The organism is Pseudomonas sp. W22_MBD1_FP4, assembly GCF_052113765.1.
In the GTDB taxonomy this organism is placed as follows: Bacteria; Pseudomonadota; Gammaproteobacteria; order Pseudomonadales; family Pseudomonadaceae; genus Aquipseudomonas; species Aquipseudomonas sivasensis.
Genome location: NZ_JBGQOI010000015.1, coordinates 56,176 through 82,262 on the forward strand (window position 1 = coordinate 56,176; position 26,087 = coordinate 82,262).

Below are 26,087 nucleotides of genomic sequence, written 5' to 3' on the forward strand. Positions count from 1 at the left end.
ACAGTCCAAATATGGGAGGGGGCTTGCTCCCGATAGCAGAGTGTCAGCCACTGCATGTGCAAGCTGACCCACCGCCATCGGGAGCAAGCCCCCTCCCACATTTTTTATGTACATCAGTGAGTCATTGTCAGGCGCCCATGACTTCGCGGATGTCTGCGGCCAGTTCGCGCACGCGCTCTTCCTCGGTATCCCACGCGCACATGAATCGCGCGCCGCCTTTACCGATGAAGGTGTAGAAGCGCCAGCCCTTGGCGGTCAACGCGGCAATGGCTGGTTCCGAGAGTTGCAGGAATACGCCGTTGGCCTGTACCGGGAACATCAATTCCACGCCCGGAATATCCGCCACCAGGCTGCTCAGCAGTTGTGCGCAGTGGTTGGCGTGGCGTGCATGTTTGAGCCAGGCGTCGTTTTCCAGCAGCCCCACCCATGGCGCCGACAGGAAGCGCATTTTCGACGCGAGCTGGCCGGCCTGTTTGCAGCGGTAGTCGAAGTCTTCGGCCAGCTTGTGGTTGAAGAACAGGATTGCTTCCCCCACGGCCATGCCGTTCTTTGTGCCGCCAAAGCACAGTACGTCCACACCGGCTTTCCAAGTCAGGTCTGCTGGCGAGCAGCCGAGGAAGGCGCAGGCGTTGGAAAAGCGCGCGCCGTCCATGTGCAGGTTCAGGCCCAGTTCTTTGCAAGTGACGCTGATGGCGCGGATTTCTTCCGGGCTGTACACGCTGCCGACTTCAGTGGCTTGGGTCAGGGTGACTACGCGCGGTTTGGGGTAATGGATGTCTTGGCGTTTGAGCGCGATCTCGCGGATCGATTCCGGGGTCAGCTTGCCGTTTTCGGTGCGGGCTACGAGCAGCTTGGAGCCGTTGGAGAAAAACTCTGGCGCGCCGCATTCGTCGGTTTCGACGTGGGCCGTTTCCGAGCAAATCACGCTATGGTAGCTCTGGCACAAGGAGGACAGCGCCAGTGAGTTGGCGGCGGTGCCGTTGAAGGCGAAGAACACTTCGCAGTCGGTTTCGAACAGGTTGCGGAAACCGTCGGCGGCGCGGTGGGTCCATTCATCATCGCCATAGGCGCGTTGATGGCCTTGGTTGGCTTGTTCCATGGCGGCCCAGGCTTCCGGGCAAATGCCCGAATAGTTGTCACTGGCGAATTGTTGGCTCTTGTCGGTCATGGCCCATTCCTGTGGTCGATGTTGGTGCGCACTTTAACCAAGATTGTCGGGCGTACGCACGCTCTGTAAATGCAAAGTCACTGGGGAATTATGCACGGTACTGAAACGATACCTGTCGGACGTGTCCGTGATGGCGCTTTGGATTTGCTCAAGTGGCTGGCGCTGCTGAGCATGGTGCTCGACCACCTGCGTTATGTCGGCTTGAGCCTCGATGGCCTCTACGTACCGGGGCGCTTGGCGTTCCCGTGGTTTTGCCTGGCGATTGCGGTGAACCTGCACCGCGTCGCAAACGAACCGGTGACTGGGCATTGGCGTTACCTGGGCTGGCTGCTGCTGTTCAGTGTGATCAGCGAAGTGCCGTACCGGATGTTTATCGACGATGCCGATACGTTGAATGTGCTGCCGACCTTGGCCTTGGGCTTGCTGGTTGCCCGAGGATGGCAGCAGAAGGCGCTTATTGATCGAGGATTGGCGTTGATCGCCGCCACGATAGCGGCCGTATTTTCATCCCACTTAATGTTCGGTTTCTTTGGTGTATTGCTGTCATTGGCGATGCTGCTGGTGTTTAGTCGGCCTTGGTATTTCAGTGTGTTGCCGGGCCTGGTCTGCGTCGCGGCCAACCAGTGGCAGATCCTGCTCAATAGCGGCACGCCGGTGGCGCTGTTGGGGTTGGCTGCATGCCTGATTGCGCCATTGGCCGGATTGGTCTTATTGCGACATGCCAAAAGCGCCGGGCCCCCGGCCATGCGTCGTTGGGCGTATGTGCTCTATCCCGCGCATTTCCTGCTGCTGCTACTCCTTCGCAAGTTCATCACCTGACCCATTGTGGGAGGGGGCTTGCTCCCGATAGCGGTGGATCAGCTTGCACATGCTGTGGCTGATACACCGCTATCGGGAGCAAGCCCCCTCCCACATTTGTTCTGTGTTGTTCCGGCAATGTCGTAAACGCACCTTTGCGTGGCGTCCGTAGGCATTTGGCCTGTCTGCGCCAGCCCTACCATCGCATCAAAGGGCCCTGCGACGGGCCTCAACAATACGAAAGGCTGGGAGAGACGCGATGTTCAGCAAACAAGACCAGATCCAGGGATATGACGACGCACTGCTGGCGGCCATGAATGCCGAAGAGCAGCGTCAGGAAGATCATATCGAGCTGATCGCGTCGGAGAACTACACCAGCAAGCGTGTGATGGAAGCTCAAGGCAGCGGCCTCACCAACAAATACGCCGAAGGATACCCAGGCAAGCGCTACTACGGCGGCTGCGAGCACGTGGACAAGGTTGAAGCCCTGGCCATCGAGCGCGCCAAGCAACTGTTTGGCGCCGATTACGCCAACGTGCAGCCACACTCCGGTTCGTCTGCCAACAGCGCTGTGTACCTGGCGTTGATCAATGCCGGCGACACCATCCTGGGCATGAGCCTGGCCCACGGCGGCCACCTGACCCACGGCGCCAAAGTGTCGTCCTCGGGCAAGCTCTACAACGCGGTGCAATACGGCATCAACACCGACACCGGCTTGATCGACTACGACGAAGTCGAGCGCCTGGCCGTCGAGCACAAGCCGAAAATGGTGGTGGCCGGTTTCTCTGCCTACTCCAAGACCCTGGATTTCCCACGTTTTCGCGCCATCGCTGACAAAGTCGGCGCGCTGCTGTTCGTCGACATGGCCCACGTCGCCGGCCTGGTCGCCGCAGGCCTGTACCCGAATCCGCTGCCTTACGCCGATGTGGTCACCACCACCACCCACAAAACCCTGCGCGGTCCACGTGGCGGTTTGATCCTGGCCAAGGCCAACGAAGAAATTGAAAAGAAACTCAACGCCGCCGTGTTCCCTGGCGCCCAGGGCGGCCCGCTGATGCATGTGATCGCCGGCAAGGCCGTGTGCTTCAAGGAAGCCCAGGAGCCAGGCTTCAAGGTCTACCAGCAGCAGGTGATCGACAACGCTCAGGCCATGGCCGGCGTGTTTATCAAACGCGGCTACGATGTAGTGTCCGGCGGCACCGATAACCACTTGTTCCTGGTCAGCCTGATCCGTCAGGGCCTCACCGGCAAAGAGGCGGATGCCGCCCTCGGTCGCGCCCACATCACCGTCAACAAAAACGCCGTGCCGAATGACCCGCAGTCACCGTTCGTGACCTCGGGCCTGCGCATTGGCACCCCGGCGGTGACCACGCGCGGTTTCAAAGTGGCGCAGTGTGTTGAGTTGGCTGGCTGGATCTGCGACATCCTCGACAACCTCGGCGATGCCGACGTCGAGGCCAACGTGGCCAAGCACGTGTCTGCCCTGTGCGCTGATTTCCCGGTTTATCGCTGAGCGCGGTTTTGGAGTAATGACTATGCAACGCTACTCGGGCTTCGGCCTCTTCAAGCACTCCCTCAGCCACCACGAAAACTGGCAGAAGATGTGGCGCACGCCGACCCCGAAAAAGGTCTACGACGTGGTTATCGTCGGCGGCGGCGGGCATGGTCTGGCGACCGCCTACTACTTGGCGAAAGAGCACGGCATCACCAACGTAGCCGTGGTCGAGAAAGGTTGGTTGGGCGGCGGTAACACCGCGCGCAACACCACCATCGTGCGTTCCAACTACCTGTGGGATGAGTCGGCGCACCTGTACGAGCACGCGATGAAACTGTGGGAAGGCCTGTCCCAGGACCTGAACTACAACGTGATGTTCTCTCAGCGTGGCGTCTACAACCTGTGCCACACCCTGCAGGACATCCGTGATTCCGAGCGCCGAGTGAGCGCCAACCGCCTCAACGGCGTGGACGGCGAACTGCTCAATGCCAAGCAAGTGGCCGACGAGATTCCGTACCTGGATTGCTCCAAGAACACCCGCTACCCGGTGCTTGGCGCCACCGTGCAACGTCGCGGCGGCGTGGCCCGTCACGATGCCGTGGCCTGGGGCTTTGCCCGCGCCGCTGACGCACTCGGCGTGGACCTGATCCAGCAGACCGAAGTGATCGGTTTCCGCAAGGAAAACGGCGTGTGCATCGGTGTGGAAACCAACAAGGGTTTTATCGGCGCCAAGCGCGTCGGTGTGGTGACGGCGGGTAACTCCGGCCACATGGCTTCGCTCGCGGGTTTCCGCCTGCCGATCGAATCCCACCCGCTGCAAGCGTTGGTGTCGGAGCCGATCAAGCCGATTATCGACAGCGTGATCATGTCCAACGCCGTGCACGGTTACATCAGTCAATCCGACAAGGGCGACCTGGTGATCGGCGCCGGTATCGACGGCTACAACGGCTACGGCCAGCGCGGCTCGTACCCGGTGATCGAACACACCATCCAGGCCATCGTCGAGATGTTCCCGGTGCTGTCGCGCGTGCGTATGAACCGTCAGTGGGGCGGCATCGTCGACACCACGCCGGACGCCTGCCCGATCATCTCCAAGACCCCAGTGCCGAACATGTTCTTCAACTGCGGTTGGGGCACCGGTGGCTTCAAGGCTACGCCGGGCTCAGGCAACGTGTTTGCCGCGAGTCTCGCCAAGGGTGAAATGCACCCATTGGCTGCACCTTTCTCCATCGACCGTTTCCACAACGGTGCGTTGATCGACGAACACGGCGCTGCGGCCGTCGCCCACTAACAGGAGAAATTTCCTATGTTGCATATCTTCTGTCCTCACTGTGGCGAACTGCGCTCCGAAGAGGAATTCCACGCGTCCGGCCAAGCGCACATCCCGCGCCCGCTGGACCCTAATGCCTGCACCGACGAGCAGTGGGGCGACTACATGTTCTTCCGCGACAACCCGCGCGGCCTGCATCACGAACTGTGGATCCATGCCGCCGGTTGCCGCCAATATTTCAACGCGACCCGCGACACCGTGACCTACGAAATTCTTGAAACCTACAAGATCGGTGAGAAGCCGCAATTCACCGCCAAGGCCTCTGGAGAGAAGGTATGAGCCAGATCAATCGCCTGTCCAACGGTGGCCGGATCGACCGGAATAAAGTCCTGACCTTCAGCTTCAACGGCCAGAGCTACAAAGGCTTTGAAGGCGATACCCTGGCCGCTGCATTGCTGGCCAACGGCGTCGACATCATTGGCCGCAGCTTCAAGTACTCGCGCCCACGGGGCATCTTTGCTGCGGGCGCTGAAGAGCCAAACGCGGTGCTGCAGATCGGCGCCACCGAAGCCACGCAAATCCCTAACGTGCGCGCCACGCAACAGGCGCTGTACCAAGGCCTGGTCGCCACCAGCACCAACGGCTGGCCGAGCGTCAACAACGACATGATGGGCATTCTCGGCAAGGTCGGCGGCAAGCTGATGCCGCCGGGTTTTTACTACAAAACCTTCATGTACCCGCAATCGTTCTGGATGACCTACGAGAAGTACATCCGTAAGGCCGCAGGGCTGGGTCGCTCGCCGACCGAGAACGACCCGGACACCTACGACAACTTCAACCGTCACTGCGACGTGCTGGTGGTCGGCGCAGGCCCCGCCGGCCTCGCTGCTGCACTGGCTGCTGCGCGCAGCGGTGCCCGCGTGATCATCGCCGATGAGCAGGAAGAGTTCGGCGGTTCGCTGATCGATTCCCGCGAAAGCCTCGACGGCAAGCCGGCCACTGAATGGGTCGCGAGTGTCATCGCCGAACTGAAATCCCTGCCGGACGTGGTGCTGCTGCCCCGCGCCACCGTCAACGGTTACCACGACCATAACTTCCTGACCATTCACGAGCGCCTCACCGATCACTTGGGTGACCGTGCGCCGATTGGTGTGGTGCGCCAGCGCATCCACCGCGTGCGTGCCAAGCGTGTGGTCCTGGCGACCGGTGCTTGCGAGCGTCCGCTGGTGTACGGCAACAACGACGTGCCGGGCAATATGCTCGCGGGTGCGGTTTCCACCTACGTGCGTCGCTATGGCGTAGCACCGGGTAAAAAGCTGGTGCTGTCGACCAACAACGACCACGCTTACCGCGTTGCGCTGGACTGGCTCGATGCCGGTCTGCAAGTAGTCGCGGTGGCGGATGTGCGCCACAACCCACGCGGCGCGCTGGTTGAAGAAGCTCGCGCCAAAGGTATTCGTATCCTCACCGGCAGCGCCGTGATCGAGGCTCGTGGCACCAAGCGCGTGACCGCTGCGCGTATCGCCGCGATCGACGTCAAGGCGCATAAAGTCACCAGCCCCGGCGAGTGGCTGGACTGCGACCTGGTGGCCAGCTCCGGCGGCTACAGCCCAGTGGTCCACTTGGCCTCGCACCTGGGTGGCAAGCCGACCTGGCGCGAAGACATCCTCGGTTTTGTACCGGGCGAAGCACCGCAGAAACGTGTGTGCGTCGGTGGCATCAACGGCGTCTACGGCCTTGGCGATTCCCTGGCGGATGGTTTTGAAGGCGGCGTACGCGCGGCCAGCGAAGCCGGTTTTGCCCCGGTGGAAGGTACGCTGCCAAAAGCCTTGAGCCGTCTGGAAGAGCCAACCCTGGCGCTGTTCCAAGTGCCTCACGAGAAAGCTACCGCACGGGCGCCGAAGCAATTTGTCGACCTGCAGAACGACGTCACCGCCGCCGCCATCGAACTCGCCACCCGCGAAGGTTTCGAGTCGGTGGAACACGTCAAACGCTACACCGCGTTGGGCTTCGGCACCGACCAGGGCAAGCTCGGCAACGTCAACGGCCTGGCGATTGCCGCACGCTCGCTGAACGTGACCATTCCGCAGATGGGCACCACCATGTTCCGCCCCAACTACACGCCGGTGACCTTCGGCGCGGTAGCGGGCCGGCACTGTGGGCACATCTTCGAACCCGTGCGCTACACCGCGCTGCAAGCCTGGCACGTGAAAAACGGCGCCGAGTTTGAAGACGTCGGTCAGTGGAAACGCCCGTGGTACTTCCCGCGCAACGGTGAAGACCTGCACGCCGCCGTGAAACGCGAATGCCTGGCCGTGCGCGACAGCGTCGGCCTGCTGGATGCGTCGACCCTCGGCAAGATCGACATCCAGGGCCCGGATGCGCGCGAGTTCCTCAACCGCATCTACAGCAACGCCTGGACCAAGCTTGATGTGGGCAAGGCGCGTTACGGCCTGATGTGCAAGGAAGACGGCATGGTCTTCGATGACGGCGTCACCGCCTGTCTCGCCGACAACCACTTCCTGATGACCACCACCACCGGCGGCGCCGCCCGTGTGCTGCAGTGGCTGGAAATCTACCAACAGACCGAATGGCCGGACCTCAAGGTGTACTTCACCTCGGTCACCGACCATTGGGCGACCATGACCCTGTCCGGTCCTAACAGCCGCAAGCTGCTGGCCGAAGTCACCGACATCGACCTGGACAAGGACGGTTTCCCGTTCATGACTTGGAAAGAAGGCCTGGTGGGCGGTGTGCCGGCGCGGGTGTTCCGTATCTCGTTTACCGGTGAGCTGTCGTACGAAGTCAACGTGCAGGCCGACTACGCCATGGGCGTGCTGGAACAGATCGTCGCGGCCGGCAAGAAGTACAACCTGACCCCGTACGGCACCGAAACCATGCACGTACTGCGGGCCGAGAAGGGCTTCATCATCGTCGGCCAGGACACCGACGGCTCGATGACCCCGGACGACCTGAACATGGGCTGGTGCGTTGGCCGCACCAAACCGTTCTCGTGGATCGGCTGGCGTGGGATGAACCGTGAAGACTGCGTGCGCGAAGAGCGTAAGCAACTGGTGGGCTTAAAGCCGATCGACCCGACTGTGTGGCTGCCGGAAGGCGCGCAACTGGTGTTCGATCCGAAGCAGTCGATCCCGATGAAGATGGTCGGCCACGTCACCTCAAGTTATGCGCATAACTCCCTGGGCTATTCGTTTGCCATGGGCGTGGTGAAGGGCGGCTTGAAGCGCATCGGCGAGCGGGTGTTCTCACCCCAGGCGGATGGCAGCGTGATCGAGGCGGAGATTGTGTCTTCGGTGTTCTTTGATCCTAAGGGTGATCGGCAGAACATCTGATAGACCGCGGCGCGGCCATCGGGAGCAAGCCTCCTCCCACATTTTGATGGGTGAATACTTTCAAATGTGGGAGGGGGCTTGCCCCCGATGAGGCCAGAACAGTCACCCCAGAATTCAGATAGGTACTTTATGACAGCAGCCAATGTTTACCAACAACGCCCCACCTCCGGCGCCAAGGCCGAGTCGTCGCTGCACCATGCCGACCTCGCCAGCCTGGTCGGTAAGGGCCGCAAGAACGCCGGCGTGACCGTGCGTGAAAAGAAACTCCTCGGCCACCTGACCCTTCGTGGTGACGGCCATGACGCAGCCTTCGCCGCCGGCGTGCACAAGGCCCTGGGCATCGAACTGCCCGGCGCCCTGCAGGTCATCGTCAAAGGCGAAACCAGCCTGCAATGGCTCGGCCCGGATGAGTGGTTGCTGATCGTGCCAAGCGGTGAGGAATTCGCCGCCGAACAAAACCTGCGCGCCGCTCTGGGTGATTTGCATATCCAGGTCGTCAACGTCAGCGGCGGTCAGCAGATCCTCGAACTGAGCGGCCCGAACGTGCGTGATGTGCTGATGAAATCCACCAGCTACGACGTGCACCCCAACAACTTCCCGGTGGGCAAGGCAGTGGGCACGGTGTTCGCCAAGTCGCAATTGGTGATCCGCCACACGGCTGAAGACACCTGGGAACTGGTGATTCGTCGCAGCTTCTCGGATTACTGGTGGTTGTGGTTGCAGGACGCCTCGGCCGAATTCGGCCTGAGCGTTCAAGCCTGATCGAGTGGGCGCTTTTGTGGCGAGGGGGCTTGCCCCCCCGTTGGAGCGCGCAGCGGTCCCACTAAGGTCAGCTCATTTTTTCTGCAATAACCGAGTGGCGGGTTTTGGAGCTGCTTCGCAGCTCAACGGGGGACAAGCCCCCTCGCCACAAGGGCCTGAGGATTCCAGTATGAGCCGCGCACCCGATACATGGATTTTGACCGCCGACTGCCCCAGCGTGCTCGGCACGGTGGACGCGGTCACCCGCTATCTGTTCGAACAGGGCTGCTACGTCACCGAGCACCATTCGTTCGATGACCGTCTCTCGGGTCGGTTTTTTATTCGCGTCGAATTCCGCCAGCCGGATGGCTTCGACGAGCAGGCTTTCCGCGATGGCCTGGCCACGCGCGGTGAAGCCTTTGGCATGATCTTCGAACTGACGGCGCCGAACTACCGGCCAAAAGTGGTGATCATGGTCTCCAAGGCCGATCACTGCCTAAACGACCTGCTGTACCGCCAGCGTATCGGTCAGCTGTCTATGGATGTGGTCGCAGTGGTGTCCAACCATCCCGATCTCAAACCTTTGGCCGACTGGCATCAAATTCCCTACTACCATTTCCCCCTCGACCCCAACGACAAACCGTCCCAGGAGCGTCAGGTGTGGCAGGTGATTGAAGAGACGGGCGCCGAATTGGTGATCCTTGCGCGCTACATGCAAGTGCTGTCGCCGGAGCTGTGCCGCAAGCTGGACGGCAAGGCCATCAATATCCACCACTCGTTGCTGCCGGGGTTCAAGGGCGCCAAGCCTTATCACCAGGCGTACAACAAGGGCGTGAAACTCGTCGGCGCTACGGCGCATTACATCAACAACGATCTGGACGAAGGTCCGATCATCGCCCAAGGCGTGGAGGTGGTGGATCACAGCCACTATCCCGAGGATTTGATTGCCAAGGGGCGGGACATCGAAGGGCTGACATTGGCTCGGGCGGTGGGGTATCACATTGAGCGGCGGGTGTTCTTGAATGCCAATCGGACGGTGGTGCTCTGACTGCCGCCATCGGGAGCAAGCCCCCTCCCACATTCGACCGCATTCCAAAGGTAGAACTCGGTCAACTGTGGGAGGGGGCTTGCCCCCGATGAGGCCCTCACAAACAACGCAATAACAGCATCTGTACCCGAGCACTTAAACGCGCTGCCCACCCAACGGGCAACGCAGTTCCATAAAAACAACAGCGAGGTGAAAGCATGTCTGGTAATCGTGGTGTCGTGTATCTCGGCAACGGCAAGGTCGAAGTACAGAAAATCGACTATCCCAAAATGCAGGACCCCCGTGGCAGGAAGATTGAACACGGCGTCATCCTGCGCGTGGTCTCCACCAACATCTGCGGCTCCGACCAACACATGGTGCGCGGCCGCACCACCGCCCAGACCGGCCTGGTGCTCGGTCACGAGATCACCGGTGAAGTGATCGAGAAGGGCAGCGACGTCGAAAACCTGAAGATCGGCGACCTGGTTTCCGTCCCCTTCAACGTCGCCTGCGGCCGCTGCCGCTCCTGCAAAGAACAACACACCGGCGTGTGCCTGACCGTCAACCCGGCCCGTGCCGGTGGTGCTTATGGCTACGTCGATATGGGCGACTGGACCGGTGGCCAGGCCGAGTACGTGCTGGTGCCGTACGCCGACTTCAACCTGCTCAAACTGCCCGACCGTGACAAGGCCATGGAGAAAATCCGTGACCTGACCTGCCTCTCCGACATTCTCCCCACCGGCTACCACGGCGCGGTGACTGCTGGCGTTGGCCCTGGCAGCACCGTCTACATCGCCGGCGCCGGTCCCGTCGGCCTGGCAGCTGCTGCGTCTGCACGCCTGCTGGGCGCGGCGGTGGTGATCATCGGCGACGTCAACTCCATCCGCCTGGCCCACGCCAAGGCTCAGGGTTTTGAAATCGTCGACCTCTCCACCGACACTCCATTGCACGAACAAATCGCCGCGCTCCTCGGCGAGCCCGAAGTGGACTGCGCGGTTGACTGCGTAGGCTTTGAAGCACGCGGTCACGGTCACGACGGCGTCAAGGCCGAAGCTCCGGCCACGGTGCTCAACTCACTGATGGGCGTGGTGCGTGTGGCGGGCAAGATCGGTATCCCCGGCCTGTACGTCACCGAAGATCCAGGTGCTGTGGATGCCGCCGCGAAAATGGGCAGCCTGAGCATCCGCTTCGGCCTGGGCTGGGCCAAATCCCACAGCTTCCACACTGGGCAAACGCCAGTAATGAAGTACAACCGCCAACTGATGCAGGCGATCATGTGGGACCGTATCAACATTGCCGAAATCGTCGGTGTGCAGGTGATCAGCCTGGATGACGCACCACGTGGGTATGGCGAGTTCGATGCGGGCGTGCCGAAGAAGTTCGTGATTGATCCGCATAAGTTGTTTAGTGCGGCGTAATTGATAGATAAGGGCGACTTAGAGTCGCCCTTTTTTATCGCAGATAAGTCTTATATAAAAAACCAACTGATAAACATGCCGGCAAAGGATAGGCAGGCAGTGAGTGTCGGTATCACCATCCAATACCTAAGATGTCTTGGTATTCTTTCAACGTCCTCAACAAGCACCAGATGTTTCCATTGAAGTATTTTTGGAATAAGAATAATCGTCGCCATGGCGAATACGCGCTGGGGGCGTCCTTCAAAGTGTGAATTACGGAAGATATGTTTTTGCACGACTAGATAGGTGCTGTATTGCACATAGCCTTCTGCAGCATCCAGCTTTTTATACATGGCACAAAAGATCAGCGGAAAGCTCAATAGCATCAGGATGACTGAACCAATACCGAGGTAGAACCAGACCATTTAATCCCTCGCAGTCTTATAGATAAAATCGCCTGTGCTTTGCGCAAGTCCGGTTCCCAGCGCGGCTCCCCCTAGGCCGCCTGCGGCACCGCCGACGATGGCACATGCCAAGGCTCCGGCGCCAGCCGTGGGTATTCCAAAAACTAACATGCAGGCGCCGATGCCAATCGAGGCTCCAAGTCTTGCTCCCAAGTATGAGCCACCAACGCCAGCTACCAACTTGCCTCCTTCAACATATTTCGCTCGCGTACATTCTTGCTCACGCCCTATGGAACACGCCTCTGCTATCTCCAATGCTGTCGACCCAACATCCAGCGCAAGACCAATGTAAGTGCCCTTCTTCAATATCTGCGACGCCTTGGCTATACGCTCGACTGTGTCCTCATACCCGCGAATCTCCCCGTGATGCCAATAGCTCTTGCTGGAGATCCCCAGCATTCTCTTGATTGAACCTTCATTCTTCAGCCCCGTACCAAAGCGCGCCATCCCGGAGAGTTGGGTATCCAGCTTCGCAAACAACGCCCTACGCTTAGCCAGAAATTCATTTCTCGCACTCACGGTACCGTTCCTCAGGTACTGCTTATGCAATTCATCGATTTCCTTGAGCGTCTGCTCGATCTGCGTCAGGTGATTAATCCAAGCACCGCTCACACTGCCGATGCCCAAAGACGCATGGGACATGATGGTCTGCAATTGATCGTAGTTTTTGATCATAAATTGATCCGCGGCGGAGTGTGCCAACAGCGCATGCTTGATGTTGGCTGCCGATCGCATCAGTCGGGCTTCTTCAGCGGTACAGGAAGCTGTTCGGCTGTCCCCGATAATGACCAAATGTCCAGGCAGTACTACGGTGTTGCGAATGTGTTGGTTGAGGATGTCGAACTTGATTTGGGTATTTGGGGTGAGAGAAAGGCTCAGTTTGAGCAACGGATAAGGCTGTGGCCGCTCATTGATAAATGCGTAAGATCCCTGCATCGCGTACACCTCCAAGACTGAGGTGCAGGACTATAAGAAGGCGCCATAAGGGATGTAAGGCGTGTACAAGGAAGTTGGTAGCGTTTCGGGAACGGACTACCTAAATTAGGGCTGATGACTACAAATCAGCCCTACACAGCGCAACGTTCATTGATGGTTGAACATGCATTTCAAGTTGTCATTAGCCTTGCAGTAGTTGGCTTCCCAGAACGTATTGGGCGCATGTGAGAACTGATGCACAGGTTTTAGTACCAGTCTCACGGCGTCATCGCCGGCCCCGGAGTAATCACAGATGACCGCAGGCATGCTGTTTCTCTCGTCGTTTATGGGCTTGTAGTTTGCCGCCGTAAATTCCAGGCTTGCCATGCGCAGTTCTTTAGCGGTCTCGTTCTCGCCGGCCCATTTCTGATCCAAAGGACCATCAGCCACATAGTGGTAGCCGCCTTTGTCCATCCGGTATTGCTTGATGTCGGCAGGCTTGGGGCAGGAAGAAGTTTGTGCAAAGACGTGACCGGTCACAGTGAGCATTGCCAATAGGCAAACAACACGGTTGAGGTTCATGAGAGAGACTCCCTTGTGCATTGGACTTGAATGCTGAGGGAGTTTTTATCAAGCATCTACTGTGAGAAATGACAGTGGCTTAGATTCAATTTTGATAAAAAACGGGGTGCTCAGAGCACCCTTGCGGCAATGGGCTCAGCGCGTTGCCAAAGCCCCCTGATAGACCGTCGGCCCCGTCGGTTGCTTGCTCACTGAGCCGCCTTTGCTCTCCGCGCTCACCATCAATTCCACCGGTTTGCTGATCGAGGCCTGCTGCCTCGGGTTCAAGCCGATGATGCCTTCGCCATCCTCCGGTATCAGTCCAAGTGACACGGGCTTGCCGCCGTCGGGTATCGCCCACAGTTCCAGGCTCTGGTCCGGCGCGGGTGCGGTGATGGCGATGGGTTGCACTTCCAGGTAATCCTTGTGCGCCATGACCTGCGCCGCCGGCTGTTGGGTGGTGGTGATCAGGGTGGCGGCGGACTTGACGTTGTCCTGAGTGTAGAACGCGCCGCCGAGGCCGGCGATCACGGCCACGCAGACGCCGATAAACAGGCGTGGACGGCTCCAGAAAGGCGGCTTGGGCTCAATGATTGTGGGGCGTGTCGCGCTCATAACGTTGTTCCTGACAGTGCTTTCAGTGCTGTCATGGACTCTGGTTTGCGCGATGGGTTCCTGGCCCCCTGCAGGTCAAAGTGATGCCAATTGGCCCTGATACAGCACCGGTCCGGTGGGTTGCCCGGTGGGCGAGCCGCCGTGTGGTTCCAGGCTCACGGCCAAGGTCAGCGGTGCGGTAAGCAAGGCTCGCTGCGCTTCGCTCAGTTGGATTCGGCCTTTGCCCACTGCGGGCACCAAGCCCAGGGAGATTGGTTTGCCTCCGGGCTTGATGGCCCACAATTCCAGGTCCTGTGCCGACGTCACGGCGGCCAGTGACAAGGGTTCCACTTGCAGGTGGTCGGCAAAGGCCTTGATCTGCAACGCGGGTTGTTGGTTGGCGGCGACCAGTGTGGCTTTGTACGCCACACCCAGGTCGCGCTGGTACAACACGCCCACCAGCACTGCGATAACAATCCCGAACGCCGCCGCCCACAGTCGCAGGTTGGTCCACAACGGTTTCTTGGCCGGCATGTGCAGCACCTGCGGCTCGATCCGTGACTTGATGCCCGCCCACACATGCTCGGGCACCGGCCGTTCGGGCAATGCGCCGGTCAGGCTGGCAAGCGCTTCCTGCCAATGGCCCAGTTCAACGCGCAGCGCGGCGTCTTCCAATAACAGCGCATCAAAACGCCGACGGGCGGTGGCGGGCATCAGTCCGATGGCGTAGTCGGCGGCCAGGGCGCGGCGCAGGGCTGTGGTTTTGTAGTTCATGATTCAAGGCACCTGCGCAGGCGCTCCATGCCGCGGCGAATCCAGGATTTGACCGAGCCCAGCGGCGCGGCCAAGTGTTCGGCCAACTCCGAACACGACAGGCCCTGGAAGTAAGCCACAGTGATCGATTGACGCTGCATGCCGTCGAGGGTGTCGAGGCAGCGGTTGAGCGCGCGGGCTTCGCGTTCGCTGTCGAGCCGTTCGTAGGCGCTGGGGCCTTCGTCGAGCAAGGCGTCCTGTTGACCGTCGGCCAAAGGCTGTTCGCGGCGTTTACGCAGTTGGTCGATGGCCAGGTTGCGGGTGATGTTGATCATCCAGGTCATCGGCGCCGCCAGGTGGGCTTCGTAGCGCGAGGCGTTGTACCAGATGCGTACGAAGGCTTCCTGCAGCACCTCTTCAGCCAGGTCCTGGCGTCCCATAAACACCATGGCGACCCCGTGCAGACGCGGCGAAACACTGCGATAGAGCGTTTCAAACGCTTGGCGATTGCCCAAGGCGCATTGGGCCAGCAGGGGCCGCAACGTGTCAGCATCAGTGAGCGTAATAGGGCTTCTCCAGGCTCTCGTTTGAGGGCGACGGGACTGCGCACGGTAGGCAGAGGTTAGTTCAGCTTGGGCATTCATTCCATCCAGCTCCGGGCAGCGTATAAAGCCTATACGTAGGGCAGGGCGATTCGGATGCGTGTGTGGGAACAATCCCCCGGAATGCCCAGTCAAACGCCTGCTTTCGCACCTATATCCAGAGGTTGTTTCAATGAAGATTTCACGCGGTTTCGCCCTTTCCTGCCTGATGACTCTGGCGGCCGGCCCCGTACTCGCCGCGGGCTTCAGCCTTGGTGATGCGGCCAATGCCATTTCCGGCATGCAGGGCGGTAGCAACAAAGCCGCTGCCGCCGCACCGTCGTCCGAGACGGCCGGTTTGCTGAGCGCGCTGACCTCGCAACTCAATATCACCCCCGAGCAAGCCGTTGGTGGCACCGGCGCGATGTTGGGCCTGGCCAAGAACAAACTGAGCGGCAACGATTATTCGCAACTGGGCAACAGTGTGCCGGGCCTGGATCAGCTGTCGGGCAACAATGCATTGGGCAGCCTCGGGGCCTTGAGCGGGATGCTCGGCCAGACCGGTGGCAGCAAAACCAGCGGCCTGGACGGCTTGCTGGGTAACGTGAAGAACACCAATGACCTCAACACCGCGTTCAGCGCGTTGGGCATGGACAGCGGCATGATCGGCCAATTCGCTCCGGTGATCCTGCAATACCTGGGCGGCCAGGGCGCCAGCAGTTCGGTGCTGGGCAAACTGGCCCAGGCCTGGGGCACCGGCAGCTAAATGCTCTGCACGCGCAGTTGTTCGATGCGCGCGTCTTTCTCCTTCCAGAGCTGGTTGACCCAGTTCTGGACGGTCTGGCGAAATGCCGGATCGTTCTCGTAATCTCCCTGCCACAACGCCGGGTCCAGCTCACGGGTCTGGATGTCGATGATCACCTTCGGCACCGCGCCGCTGATCAAGTCCCAGAACCCCGGAATCTTCTGCTGCGGATAGACCACCGTGACGTCGAGGATTGCGTCCAGCTGTTCCCCCATCGCTGCCAGCACAAACGCCACACCGCCTGCCTTGGGTTTGAGCAACTGGGTGAAGGGTGAGTCCTGCTGCCTGCGTTTGGCCTCGCTGAACCGCGTGCCTTCCAGGTAATTGACCACCGTCACCGGCTGGCGCTTGAACAGCTCACAGGCTTGTTTGGTGATCTTCAAGTCCTGGCCCGCCAGCTCGGGGTGCTTGGCCAGGAACGCCTTGGTGTAGCGTTTCATGAACGGGTAATCCAGCGCCCACCAGGCCAGGCCCAGGAAGGGCACCCAGATCAGTTCTTTTTTCAGGAAGAATTTAAAGAACGGCGTACGCCGGTTGAGCGCCTGGATCAGCGCCGGAATATCCACCCAGGACTGGTGGTTGCTGATGACCAGATAGGAGGTGTCCCTGCGCAAGTCGTCGCCGCCGCGAATGTCCCATTGCGTCGGGATGCAGCGGGCGAAGATCAGTTTGTCGATCTCGGCCCAGGTCTCGGCGATCCACATCACCGCCCATGACGCATAGTCACGGTAGCGCCCCGGTGCCACCAGCTTGAGCAGGGCGAACACCAGCAAGGGGCCGATCAGGATCAGCGTATTGAGTAATAGCAGCAGGGTGACCAAACAGCCGGTGAGCAGGCGGCGCATAAGCAACTCTTGGGATCTTGTGGGCGGATCATGATAAGCAAGCTGAGTCTAGAGGCCAAATCGCAAAGCGTCGGACGAATGTTTCACAATGTTCCGGGTATGTTGGGCTGACTAACTAACGGTCGCTTTTGCGGTCTAGAATCCGCCTACTTAATTCAAGGAAACCACCTACGTGAAATCTATCCTTGCCTTGCTTGCCCTCGTTGCGCTGCCTGCCATGGCAGCCGAACCGACCCTTTACGGTCGCTACGAATACATTCAACTGCCGGAGATCGGCGAAACCTTCAAGGCCAAGATGGACACCGGCGCGCTGACCGCCTCGCTGTCGGCCCGCGACATCGACACCTTCACCCGTGATGGCGATGACTGGGTGCGCTTCCGTCTCGGCGGCAAGGACGCCTCCGATAAGGTCTACGAACACAAAGTCTCGCGCATCAGCAAGATCAAGAGCCGCGCCGACGAAGACGACGACAAGGACGAAGCCAGCGTCGCCAAGCGCCCGGTGATCGACCTGGAAATGTGTCTGGGCAACGTCAAGCGGACCGTCGAGGTCAACCTGACCGACCGCAGCAGCTTCAATTATCCGTTGCTGATCGGCGCCAAGGCCTTGCGTGAATTTGGCGCAGCGGTAAACCCGGCTCGTCGGTACACTGCCGACAAACCGGACTGCTGATTTGAACCCATGCCCCACATCCTGATTGTCGAAGACGAAGCGGCGATAGCCGACACGCTGATATTCGCCCTGCAAGGCGAGGGCTTTACCACCACCTGGCTGAGTCTCGGCCAGGAGGCATTGGCCCATCAGCGGCAGACGCCCGCCGACTTGATCATCCTCGACATCGGCCTGCCCGACATCAGCGGTTTTGAAACCTGCAAGCAATTGCGCCGTTTCACCGAAGTGCCGGTGATGTTCCTCAGCGCGCGCGATGCTGAGATCGACCGGGTAGTGGGGCTGGAAATCGGCGCCGACGATTATGTGGTCAAGCCGTTCAGCCCACGGGAAGTGGCGGCGCGGGTCAGGGCGATTCTCAAGCGGGTCGGCCCCGGCGTTGCACCGGCGGTGTTCCAGGTGGACCTGGAACGCATGCAGATCACCTATCGGGGCCAGCCCCTGAGCCTCACGCGCCATGAATTCCGCCTGCTGCAGAGCCTGCTTGAACAACCCGAGCGGGTGTTCAGCCGCGAGCAATTGCTGGATGCCGTAGGCGTACCGGCGGATGCCGGCTACGAGCGCAATATCGACAGCCATATCAAAAGCCTGCGCAGCAAACTGCGTAGCGTCGCGGCGGACGCCGAACCGATCCAGACCCATCGCGGCCTGGGCTACAGCTACAGCCCGAGCAACAGCTGATGCGCCTGGGACTGCGGATTTTCCTGGTGTACGCGCTGTTTATCGGCCTCACCGGTTACTTCGTGCTCAGCACGGTGATGAAGGAAATCCGTCCCGGCGTGCGCCAGTCCACCGAGGAAACCCTGGTGGACACCGCCAACCTGTTGGCCGAGATCCTGCGCGATGACGTCAAAAACCGCACCCTCGGCCAAAGCCACTGGCAGGAATTGCTCAAGGCCTACGGGAACCGTCAGCCGGGCGCGACCATCTGGGGCCTGCCGAAAAACCAGGTCAACCACCGCATCTATGTCACCGACGCCAAAGGCATCGTGTTGCTCGACTCCACAGGCGAAGCGGTGGGCCAGGACTACTCCAAATGGAACGATGTTTACCTGACGCTGCGCGGCGAATACGGCGCCCGCTCCACCCGCAGCCAACCGGATGACGCCACTTCATCAGTGATGCACGTAGGTGCACCGATCCGCGACAACGGCCAGATCATCGGCGTGGTCACCGTGGCCAAGCCCAACAGTTCATTGCAGCCTTATGTGGATCGCACTGAGCGGCGCCTGCTGTGGTACGGCGCCGGATTAGTCATCCTGGGCCTGCTGTTGGGCGCACTGTTGTCGTGGTGGTTGAGCGTCGCGCTGCGACGGCTGACGGCCTATGCCGAGGCGGTCAGCGAAGGCCGGCGCGCCGAGTTGCCTCACTACCGTGGCGGCGAGTTGAAGCAGTTATCCACTGCCGTGGAGCACATGCGCACGCAACTGGAGGGCAAGGCCTACGTCGAGCATTACGTGCACACCCTGACCCATGAATTGAAAAGCCCATTGGCGGCGATTCGTGGCGCGGCAGAGCTGTTGCAGGGTGATATGACCCGCGAGCAGCAGCAGCGTTTTGTCGGCAATATCGACAGTGAAAGCGCACGCCTGCAGCAGTTGATCGAGCGTTTGCTGAACCTGGCGCAAGTGGAACAACGCCAAGGCCTGGAAGAGCAGGTGAGTATCCCGCTGGCAGCCTTGGTCGACGACGTGCTCAAGGCCCAATGTGCGCGGATCGAAGGCGCCGGCTTGCAAGTGGAGCAGACGATTGCGGCGGATGTGAAGGTGTTCGGCGAGCCCTTCCTCCTTCGCCAGGCACTGGGAAATCTGCTGGAGAACGCCTTGGATTTCACCCCCCCTGGCGGCCTGTTGGCATTCGCTGCACAGACGCACCATAACGATGTGCAGGTGAGCCTGTTCAACCAGGCCGCACCGATTCCCGACTACGCGTTGCCGCGCCTGAGCGAACGTTTTTATTCCCTGCCACGCCCGGCCAGCGGACGCAAAAGCACGGGGCTGGGCCTCAACTTTGTCGAGGAAGTGATGAAGCTTCACGGCGGCGCATTGCAGATCGGTAACGTCCCCGGCGGCGTGCGCGTAGAACTGCATCTCCACACAGTCTCCACATTGCCCACATAAATCCCCCACATGCGCGGCCCACTCTCTCTCCATCAAAACAGGGAGAGACCCATGAACCGCAGCCTGCTTTTCAAACTTGGCGCGATTGCGCTGCTGATCCTGCTGTTGCTGATTCCGTTGCTGATGATCAACGGCATCATCAGCGACCGCCAGCAACTGCGCGACGGCGTACTGATGGACATCGCACGCAGCTCCAGCTACGCCCAACGCCTCACCGGCCCGGTGATGGTGGTGCCGTATCGCAAGACCGTGCGTGAGTGGAAGCTCAATGAAAAGCTCAACAAGCGCTACGAAGAAACCCGTGAAGTGCGTGGTCGTTTGTATTTCCTTCCGGAGCGTTTTGAACTCGACGGCAAGGTGCAGACAGAACTGCGCGCACGGGGCATTTACCAAGCTCGGCTGTTCCACGCCGACAATCGCATCAGCGGGCGTTTTGTGCTGCCGGAGCAATGGGGCATCACCGAGAACTATGCCGATTACCGCTTTGAGCCGGCGTTTCTGGCGGTGGGCATCAGCGATATTCGCGGTATCGAAAACGCGCTGAAACTGGAGCTGGGCAGCCAGCGCCTGGAGTTCTCGCCGGGCAGTCAGGTCGGTTGGTTGGGTGAAGGTGTACACGTCGAACTGCCGGCGCAGGACAACAAGAAACCGGCCGCCATGGACTTCGCCTTTGACCTGCGCCTGCAGGGCACCGAGCAACTGCAAGTGGTGCCGGTGGGCAAGACCAGCCAGGTCTCACTCGCGTCCAACTGGCCACACCCGAGCTTTATCGGCAACTTCCTGCCGGCTCAGCGTGAGGTCACCGACCAGGGCTTCACCGCCAACTGGCAGACTTCGTTCTTCTCCACCAACCTCGAAGAAGCCCTGCGTGGCTGCTTGTCCGAAAACAGCTGTGAGGACTTCAACAGCCGCAGCTTCGGCGTGAACTTCATCGATCCGGTGGACCAGTACCTCAAGAGCGACCGTGCGATCAAATACGCGCTGCTGTTCATCGCCCTGACCTTTGCCGGCTTCTTCCTCTTCGAAGTGCTCAAGAGCCTGGCAGTGCACCCGATTCAATACGCCTTGGTGGGTGTGGCGCTGGCGTTCTTCTACCTGCTGCTGTTGTCGTTGTCCGAGCACTTGGGTTTTGCCCTGGCGTACCTGATCTCGGCGAGTGCCTGTGTGATGTTGATCGGCTTTTATGTGTGCCATGTGCTGCGCAGCGTCGCCCACGGCCTGGGGTTTTCGGCGGGGTTGGCGGCGTTGTACGGCTTGTTATACGGGCTGTTGAGCGCCGAGGATTACGCGCTGCTGATGGGCTCGCTGCTGTTGTTCGGCCTGCTGGGAACGGTGATGGTGCTGACGCGCAAACTGGATTGGTACGGCGTGGGCAAGCGCAAGGTGGTCGAGCCGTTGGCGTTTGATCTGGAGGCGGTGCAATGAGTGGGTTACGAGAGGATCGGCAAGAGCGGTCGCAGTTGGTGGAGAAAATTAACGCGCTGTTTTCCGCTGTTGTGGTGAGTGAGGTTTGCGTGGTGAGCGGGCGGGCTGTGGAGAGTGAGCGGTCTGTGGTGAGTGGATTTTTTGGGGTGAACGGGTTGTCTGTGGTGAGCGGGCTTGCCCCGCGCTGGGCTGCGAAGCAGCCCTAATCCAGACACCGCGTTTTTTCAGCAATACCCGATTGGCAGGTTTTGGGGCCGCTTCGCAGCCCAGCGCGGGGCAAGCCCACTACCACAGACAGCCCGCTCACCACGGATAGCCCACTACCACAGACCGTCCACTCACCACAGGAAAGCTGAGCGGTTTGCTAGACCGGCGGCTGGGTCTCCAGCATCGAAGGTCGCTGGCTGACTTCGGCGTACCAGCCGGCAAGCTTAGGGTTGTCGACGCGCCACTGCATGTCCGGATGACGGAAGTCGAGGTAGCCCAGGGCGCAGGCCACGCTGATCGAAGCAATGTCAAAGTGGCTGGTCAGCTCGGCGATGGCATCCTGTTCCAGCTCGGCGAGGGCGCGGCGGATCTTGTTGCGCTGCTCGTCGAGCCAAGGCGCCCAATGTTTCTCCACCGGACGCAGGGTCGATTCATAACGCACCAGCACGGCGGCATCCATGATGCCGTCGGCCATCGAGGCCAGGGTCAGGCGGCGCCAGCGGGCCGAGCCGTCGCGGGGGATAAGTGGGTTGCCCACATGCTGGTGGTCGAGGTAATCAAGGATCACCCGACTGTCGTGCAACGCGCTGCCGTCCGCCAGGCGCAGGGCCGGGATCTTACCCACGGGGTTGCCTTGCACCACCTGCGCGTCCGGGCTGACCGGGGTCGGCATGCACCCTTGCAGGGCCACGCGATCCTGCTGGCCGGTTTCGATCAGCAGCACGCGGACCTTACGAACGAACGGTGACGCGGGGTTATGGAACAAGGTCATGCTGGGAGTGGCCATGGGCAAACCTCAAAATTGACTGTGGCTAGCCTAGAGGGTTGCGCGGTGGCTGGCGAGGGGGAGTGCGGGTGTTTTTGAGGGCCTCATCGGGGCAAGTCGAATCGTCGCACCGCCCCTCCCACGGTTGACCGAGTTGTCATGACGACCACGGAACACCTGTGGGAGGGGCTTGGCCCCGATAGCGCCCTCAGCCACGCCGCTTGAACAACGCCCACATGCCAATGGCGGCCGGTATCCCCAACCCCACCCAACTCAACGAATCCCACGGACCATCACCCAGCAACGCCGCAAACAACCCGGCGGCGCTGAGCAGGCCAATCCCCAGCGGGATGCCAAATACCTTCCAGAAACTCGACTGTCTTGGCTTCATGCCTTGCCCGCCTTGCGCCGGACGATCCACAGATAAATCCCGCTGAGCAGCACAACGATGGTCAACACATCCAGCACCGCCCACAGGATTTTCATCGGCATGCCGCCGTAGTCACCGAAGTGCAGCGGCTGGGACATGCCCATGGCGTCCATGTACCACGGCCGTTCGGCAACGGCGGTGACGGCCAGGGTGCTCGCGTCGATCAGCACCGGCGTGAGCAGGTGCGAGGTCAGGTGGGTGCTGCCTTTCATGAACACCGCGTAATGATGCTCGCTGGAAAAGCGTGTACCAGGAAAGGCGATAAAATCCGGCTGCATACCAGGGGCGGCCTTGGCGGCGATGGTCAGCAGTTCCGTTGCTGGGGCACGCTGGGTCAGCGGCGGGGCATTCTTGTACGGTTCGATCATCGCGTTGAGGCTGTCCTGACGCCACGCGGCGATGATCAGGTCGGCGCAGGCGCTGATCACGCCGGTCACGCCCACCACCAGCGCCCAGGTCAGGGTGACCACGCCGATCAGGTTGTGCAGATCCAGCCAGCGCAGGCGGGTGGATTTGTCCTGGCGCACAGTGGCGAACTTCAATCGGCGCATAAACGGCAGGTACAACACTGTGCCGGAGATGATCGCCAGCACAAACAACACGCCCATGAACGCCAGCAGCAACTTGCCCGGCAGCCCGGCGAACATGTCCACATGCAGACGCAGCAGGAACAGCGTGAAACCGCCATTGGCCGAAGGCATCTCCACCGACTCGCCGGTGCGCGCGTCGAGCATAAAGGTGTGGGACGAATTGGGCTCAGTGCCCGCAGTGGCGGCCATGATCGCGATCACACCGTTCTTGTCGTCCTCGTCCCACGCCAGGTATTGCATGGCTTCACCGGGGCGATGGGCCTGCGCCTTGGCGACCAGTTGCTCAAGGTTGAGCTGCGGCGTATCGGCAGGCATCTGCGCCAGTGTGGGCTCGTTGCCCAGCAGATGGTCGATCTCATGGTGAAACACCAGTGGCAGGCCGGTGAGGGCGAGCAGCAGGAGGAATACGGTGCAGATCAGGCTGGTCCAAGTGTGGATGAAGGACCAGCGGCGGATGGTTTTGCTTTTCATCACGGCTCCAAAAGGCAAAAGGGCCGCAGTTCAGGCGGCCCTTCATCAGCGGTTTTTCACCATCTTAAAATTTGTAGTTCACGCTGGCGACCACGTTACGCTGGTCGCCGTAGTAGCAGTAGAAGCCGTCGCAGGTCGACAGGTAATCCTTGTTGAAGATGTTCTTGGCGTCGACCGCCACCGTCACACCTTTCATAGAACTGTTTACGCGGCCCAGATCGTAGTGCACGGAGGCGTCATATACGGTGTAGGACCCCACATGACCGAGGTCGGTGTTGGCAGCATTGCCGTAGGTGTCGCCGACGTAGCGCACACCTGCACCCACGCCGAACCCGTCCAGCATGCCGCTGTGCCAGGTGTAGTCGGCCCAGCCTGTGGCTTGGTTGCGAGGCAACTGGTTCAGGCGATTGCCTTTTTCTGCCGCAACCCCTTCGGTGATTTCACTGTCGTTATAGGTGTAGGAACCTACGAGCTTGAGGCTTTCGGTGACGTCGGCACTGGCTTCCAGTTCAAGGCCTCGAACCCGTACCTCACCGACTTGGCGAGTGATGCTGCCTTCGGTGACCGAGGTGTTTTGTTGTGTCAGGTCGAACACTGCAGCGGTGAATAATGCTTTGGTGCCGGGAGGCTGGTATTTGATACCGGCTTCATATTGCTTGCCTTCGGTGGGCTTAAATGCTCCGGTGCTGGCTACTTGTGTACCCGAGCCGGCCTGGAATGATTCAGCGTAGGACAGGTACGGAGTGATGCCGTTGTCGAAGACATAGCTCAGCGCCGCGTTACCGCTGAAATGTTTGTCACGCTGAGTATTGGTTGCGTCGTTGAGGTTATGAAACGTGGTGCCGGTATGGACCCAGTCTTCACGCCCGCCGAGGGTCAGGCGCCAGTTGTCGAGGGCCATTTGGTCTTGAAGGTAGAGGCCGGTCTGCTGGGTCTTCTGGTTGTAGTCATACATGGTGAAGTAGGTGACTTTCGAGAAGTCCTGCCCATACACCGGACGGTTGAAGTTGATGGTCGGCACGCCCGCCGATCCCCACAACCAGCGCGCATCGCTGTCGGAGCGCTGGTGGTCGAGACCCAGCAGCAGGGTGTGATTGATTGCGCCGGTCTTGAAGTCTGCCTGGAAGTTGTTGTCGACGGCGAATTGGCCGATGTTTTCATCGACCTTGCCAGCGGAACGACTCACGTTGCCATCGGCATCAACCGCAACTTCAGGCCCATTTGGAAAGAACGCGCCACCGGCGGTAATGCCCTGGAAGGACAGGTCATTCTTGGTGTAACGCAGGTTTTGGTGGAACTGCCAGGTGTCGTTCAGGCGCGTCTCGAACGCGTAACCCAGCGCGTAGTAAGTGCGGTCATAGAATTCCCAGTCCGGATCGCCAAGGTTTTTGTGGTGGGAAATCTTGCCGGCCGGTGAACTCAACTTGGTGCCTTGCAGTGGCAGGAACTGCCCGGTGATACCCGTATCGTCGCGGGTGAACTGGGTCAGCAGCGTGAACCTGGTGTCGTCGTTGATATTCCACGTCAGGCTGGGTGCGACGTTGTAGCGCTTGTCCGGGATGTGGTCGACGGCGGTGTTGCTGTCGCGCACCACGCCGCTTACGCGGTAGAGGAACTGTCCTTCATCGTCGATCTTGCCGGTGCTATCGAAGTTGATCTGTTTGTGGTTATTGCTGCCTGCCTGAACTTCAATTTCGTTCGAGCTTTCGGCCTGGGGGCGGCGACTGACCATATCCAGCAAACCGCCGGGTGGGGTTTGCCCGTAGACCGACGAGGCCGGACCTCGGAGGACTGCGATGCGTTCCAGGTTCCAGGTGTCAATCTTCGGCGTGGCGTAGTTGCCTTTGGGCAATGGCAGACCGTCAAGGAATTGGGTTGGGACAAACCCGCGTACCAGCAGCCAGTCACTGCGCGAGTCTGATCCGTAGCCACTGCTCTGCACGCCAGCGGTGTAACGCAGTGCATCGTTAAGGTTGAGAACGGAGCGGTCTTCCATTTGCTGGCGAGTGATCACCGTGACCGAGCGAGGCAACTCGGCGATAGGAGTATCGGTCTTGGTGCCAGCCGCTGTGCGGGTGGCGACATAACCATCCACCGGCCCCCATGCGCTTTCATAACTGCCCTGTCCGGTGATGCTGGTCTCTGGCAACGCCACAACCCCCTCAGGAATCGCCACCAAGGTAAACGTCCCCGCACCACCCTGTTCCAATTGCAACCCAGTCCCACGCAACGCCTCGCGCAGTGCACCTTGTGCATCGAACTGGCCCTGGACCGGCGCCGAGGTCTTGCCGGCGGCCAGCGACGGGTTGAGGGTCAGCGCGAGGCCGGCCTGGCTGGCGATTTGGTTCAGGGTGGTGGCCAGCGGTGCAGCCGGCAGGTTGTAGGCGCGCACGCTGGACGCTTGTTCGGCTGCAAACAGTGAAGGGCTGGCCAGCGGGGCGCTGAGGGCTATGGCCACGGCTAACAGGCTGGGGCGCAACAAGGTGTCTAGCGTGCGGGACATGGGGCGGCTCCTGAATGGAAGTAATTCGCAATTGCCTATGTGCCGAACGAGAATCGAGAAGTGATAGGGCAGGATCGAAATATTTTTGCGGTGGGTGTGAGGGCCTCATCGGGGGCAAGTCGAATCGTCGATAGCGAT

25 protein-coding genes are annotated in these 26,087 nt (G+C 60.3%); 13 read left to right on the forward strand and 12 right to left on the reverse strand.

What is annotated here, in order from left to right:
- Positions 1-127 precede the first annotated feature (127 nt).
- On the reverse strand, positions 128-1,168 hold the full coding sequence (locus tag ACEN2T_RS19455; RefSeq protein WP_442117327.1) for a threonine aldolase family protein: 1,041 nt from the start codon (positions 1,166-1,168) through the stop codon (positions 128-130).
- A gap of 90 nt (positions 1,169-1,258) precedes the next feature.
- Between ACEN2T_RS19455 and ACEN2T_RS19460 the strand changes: the two genes are divergently transcribed.
- The 8 genes from ACEN2T_RS19460 (at position 1,259) to fdhA (ending at position 11,270) form a co-directional block, all read left to right on the forward strand.
- Positions 1,259-1,987 carry a TraX family protein gene (locus ACEN2T_RS19460; protein ID WP_442117328.1) on the forward strand — a complete coding sequence of 243 codons (729 nt, stop codon included), beginning with the start codon at positions 1,259-1,261 and terminating at the stop codon, positions 1,985-1,987.
- 238 nt (positions 1,988-2,225) lie between these two features.
- Complete coding sequence (gene glyA / locus ACEN2T_RS19465; protein WP_032883977.1) at positions 2,226-3,479, forward strand: serine hydroxymethyltransferase; 1,254 nt, start codon at positions 2,226-2,228, stop codon at positions 3,477-3,479.
- 22 nt (positions 3,480-3,501) lie between these two features.
- The gene (locus tag ACEN2T_RS19470) at positions 3,502-4,752 is read left to right on the forward strand and encodes a sarcosine oxidase subunit beta (RefSeq protein WP_010207084.1); all 1,251 of its coding nucleotides are present in this window, start codon (positions 3,502-3,504) and stop codon (positions 4,750-4,752) included.
- Positions 4,753-4,767: 15 nt separating this feature from the next.
- Positions 4,768-5,070 carry a sarcosine oxidase subunit delta gene (locus ACEN2T_RS19475; protein ID WP_003194855.1) on the forward strand — a complete coding sequence of 101 codons (303 nt, stop codon included), beginning with the start codon at positions 4,768-4,770 and terminating at the stop codon, positions 5,068-5,070.
- Positions 5,067-8,084: a sarcosine oxidase subunit alpha gene (locus ACEN2T_RS19480; protein ID WP_442117329.1), complete on the forward strand. Its 3,018-nt coding sequence runs from the start codon at positions 5,067-5,069 to the stop codon at positions 8,082-8,084. Before ACEN2T_RS19475 ends, ACEN2T_RS19480 begins: the two co-directional genes overlap by 4 nt.
- A gap of 129 nt (positions 8,085-8,213) precedes the next feature.
- Positions 8,214-8,846: a sarcosine oxidase subunit gamma gene (locus ACEN2T_RS19485; protein ID WP_032883974.1), complete on the forward strand. Its 633-nt coding sequence runs from the start codon at positions 8,214-8,216 to the stop codon at positions 8,844-8,846.
- A gap of 169 nt (positions 8,847-9,015) precedes the next feature.
- The gene (purU, locus tag ACEN2T_RS19490) at positions 9,016-9,873 is read left to right on the forward strand and encodes a formyltetrahydrofolate deformylase (protein WP_032883972.1); all 858 of its coding nucleotides are present in this window, start codon (positions 9,016-9,018) and stop codon (positions 9,871-9,873) included.
- A gap of 197 nt (positions 9,874-10,070) precedes the next feature.
- On the forward strand, positions 10,071-11,270 hold the full coding sequence (gene fdhA / locus ACEN2T_RS19495; protein ID WP_005792122.1) for a formaldehyde dehydrogenase, glutathione-independent: 1,200 nt from the start codon (positions 10,071-10,073) through the stop codon (positions 11,268-11,270).
- Positions 11,271-11,320: 50 nt separating this feature from the next.
- Here the strand turns inward: fdhA and ACEN2T_RS19500 are convergent, their stop codons facing one another.
- The 6 genes from ACEN2T_RS19500 to ACEN2T_RS19525 all read right to left on the reverse strand — a co-directional run bounded on the left by ACEN2T_RS19500 (position 11,321) and on the right by ACEN2T_RS19525 (position 15,180).
- Positions 11,321-11,674: a hypothetical protein gene (locus ACEN2T_RS19500; RefSeq protein ID WP_122756312.1), complete on the reverse strand. Its 354-nt coding sequence runs from the start codon at positions 11,672-11,674 to the stop codon at positions 11,321-11,323.
- Complete coding sequence (locus tag ACEN2T_RS19505) at positions 11,675-12,649, reverse strand: hypothetical protein (protein WP_442117330.1); 975 nt, start codon at positions 12,647-12,649, stop codon at positions 11,675-11,677.
- Positions 12,650-12,796: 147 nt separating this feature from the next.
- A complete protein-coding gene (locus ACEN2T_RS19510; RefSeq protein ID WP_163033279.1) occupies positions 12,797-13,210 on the reverse strand; it encodes a DUF3757 domain-containing protein in 414 nt (137 codons plus the stop codon).
- 135 nt (positions 13,211-13,345) lie between these two features.
- A complete protein-coding gene (locus tag ACEN2T_RS19515) occupies positions 13,346-13,804 on the reverse strand; it encodes an anti-sigma factor (RefSeq protein ID WP_032883966.1) in 459 nt (152 codons plus the stop codon).
- Positions 13,805-13,879: 75 nt separating this feature from the next.
- Positions 13,880-14,557, reverse strand: coding sequence for an anti-sigma factor (locus ACEN2T_RS19520; RefSeq protein WP_442117331.1), 678 nt, complete (start codon positions 14,555-14,557; stop codon positions 13,880-13,882).
- Entirely contained in the window at positions 14,554-15,180 is a 627-nt protein-coding gene (locus ACEN2T_RS19525; RefSeq protein ID WP_122754275.1) for a sigma-70 family RNA polymerase sigma factor, read from the reverse strand. Before ACEN2T_RS19525 ends, ACEN2T_RS19520 begins: the two co-directional genes overlap by 4 nt.
- Before the next feature lie 130 nt (positions 15,181-15,310).
- On the opposite strand from ACEN2T_RS19525, the gene ACEN2T_RS19530 reads away from it, so the two are divergent.
- Positions 15,311-15,883, forward strand: a complete 573-nt coding sequence (locus ACEN2T_RS19530; protein ID WP_032883963.1) for a DUF2780 domain-containing protein — start codon at positions 15,311-15,313, stop codon at positions 15,881-15,883.
- Here the strand turns inward: ACEN2T_RS19530 and ACEN2T_RS19535 are convergent.
- Entirely contained in the window at positions 15,880-16,767 is an 888-nt protein-coding gene (locus tag ACEN2T_RS19535; RefSeq protein WP_442117332.1) for an acyltransferase, read from the reverse strand. The genes ACEN2T_RS19530 and ACEN2T_RS19535 overlap by 4 nt on opposite strands.
- 172 nt (positions 16,768-16,939) lie before the next feature.
- On the opposite strand from ACEN2T_RS19535, the gene rloA2 reads away from it, so the two are divergent.
- Genes rloA2 through creD form a run of 4 tightly spaced genes read left to right on the forward strand, consistent with a single transcriptional unit; the run spans position 16,940 to position 20,982 of the window.
- Positions 16,940-17,440 (forward strand): retropepsin-like aspartic peptidase RloA2, encoded by a 501-nt coding sequence (gene rloA2 / locus ACEN2T_RS19540; RefSeq protein ID WP_442117333.1) that lies wholly within the window; start codon positions 16,940-16,942, stop codon positions 17,438-17,440.
- Positions 17,441-17,449: 9 nt separating this feature from the next.
- Positions 17,450-18,118: a two-component system response regulator CreB gene (gene creB / locus ACEN2T_RS19545; protein WP_032883959.1), complete on the forward strand. Its 669-nt coding sequence runs from the start codon at positions 17,450-17,452 to the stop codon at positions 18,116-18,118.
- Complete coding sequence (gene creC, locus ACEN2T_RS19550; RefSeq protein WP_032883957.1) at positions 18,118-19,557, forward strand: two-component system sensor histidine kinase CreC; 1,440 nt, start codon at positions 18,118-18,120, stop codon at positions 19,555-19,557. Before creB ends, creC begins: the two co-directional genes overlap by 1 nt.
- A gap of 51 nt (positions 19,558-19,608) precedes the next feature.
- Positions 19,609-20,982, forward strand: a complete 1,374-nt coding sequence (gene creD / locus ACEN2T_RS19555; RefSeq protein WP_099601655.1) for a cell envelope integrity protein CreD — start codon at positions 19,609-19,611, stop codon at positions 20,980-20,982.
- 364 nt (positions 20,983-21,346) lie between these two features.
- Here creD and ACEN2T_RS19560 read toward each other — a convergent pair whose 3' ends face one another.
- The 4 genes from ACEN2T_RS19560 to ACEN2T_RS19575 all read right to left on the reverse strand — a co-directional run bounded on the left by ACEN2T_RS19560 (position 21,347) and on the right by ACEN2T_RS19575 (position 25,949).
- Positions 21,347-21,976, reverse strand: coding sequence for a glutathione S-transferase (locus ACEN2T_RS19560; RefSeq protein ID WP_442117334.1), 630 nt, complete (start codon positions 21,974-21,976; stop codon positions 21,347-21,349).
- Positions 21,977-22,163: 187 nt separating this feature from the next.
- The gene (locus tag ACEN2T_RS19565) at positions 22,164-22,346 is read right to left on the reverse strand and encodes a hypothetical protein (protein ID WP_095185067.1); all 183 of its coding nucleotides are present in this window, start codon (positions 22,344-22,346) and stop codon (positions 22,164-22,166) included.
- Positions 22,343-23,446 carry a PepSY-associated TM helix domain-containing protein gene (locus ACEN2T_RS19570; RefSeq protein ID WP_442117335.1) on the reverse strand — a complete coding sequence of 368 codons (1,104 nt, stop codon included), beginning with the start codon at positions 23,444-23,446 and terminating at the stop codon, positions 22,343-22,345. The genes ACEN2T_RS19565 and ACEN2T_RS19570 overlap by 4 nt, the downstream gene beginning before the upstream one ends.
- 64 nt (positions 23,447-23,510) lie before the next feature.
- On the reverse strand, positions 23,511-25,949 hold the full coding sequence (locus ACEN2T_RS19575) for a TonB-dependent siderophore receptor (protein ID WP_442117336.1): 2,439 nt from the start codon (positions 25,947-25,949) through the stop codon (positions 23,511-23,513).
- Between the last annotated feature and the right edge of the window lie 138 nt (positions 25,950-26,087).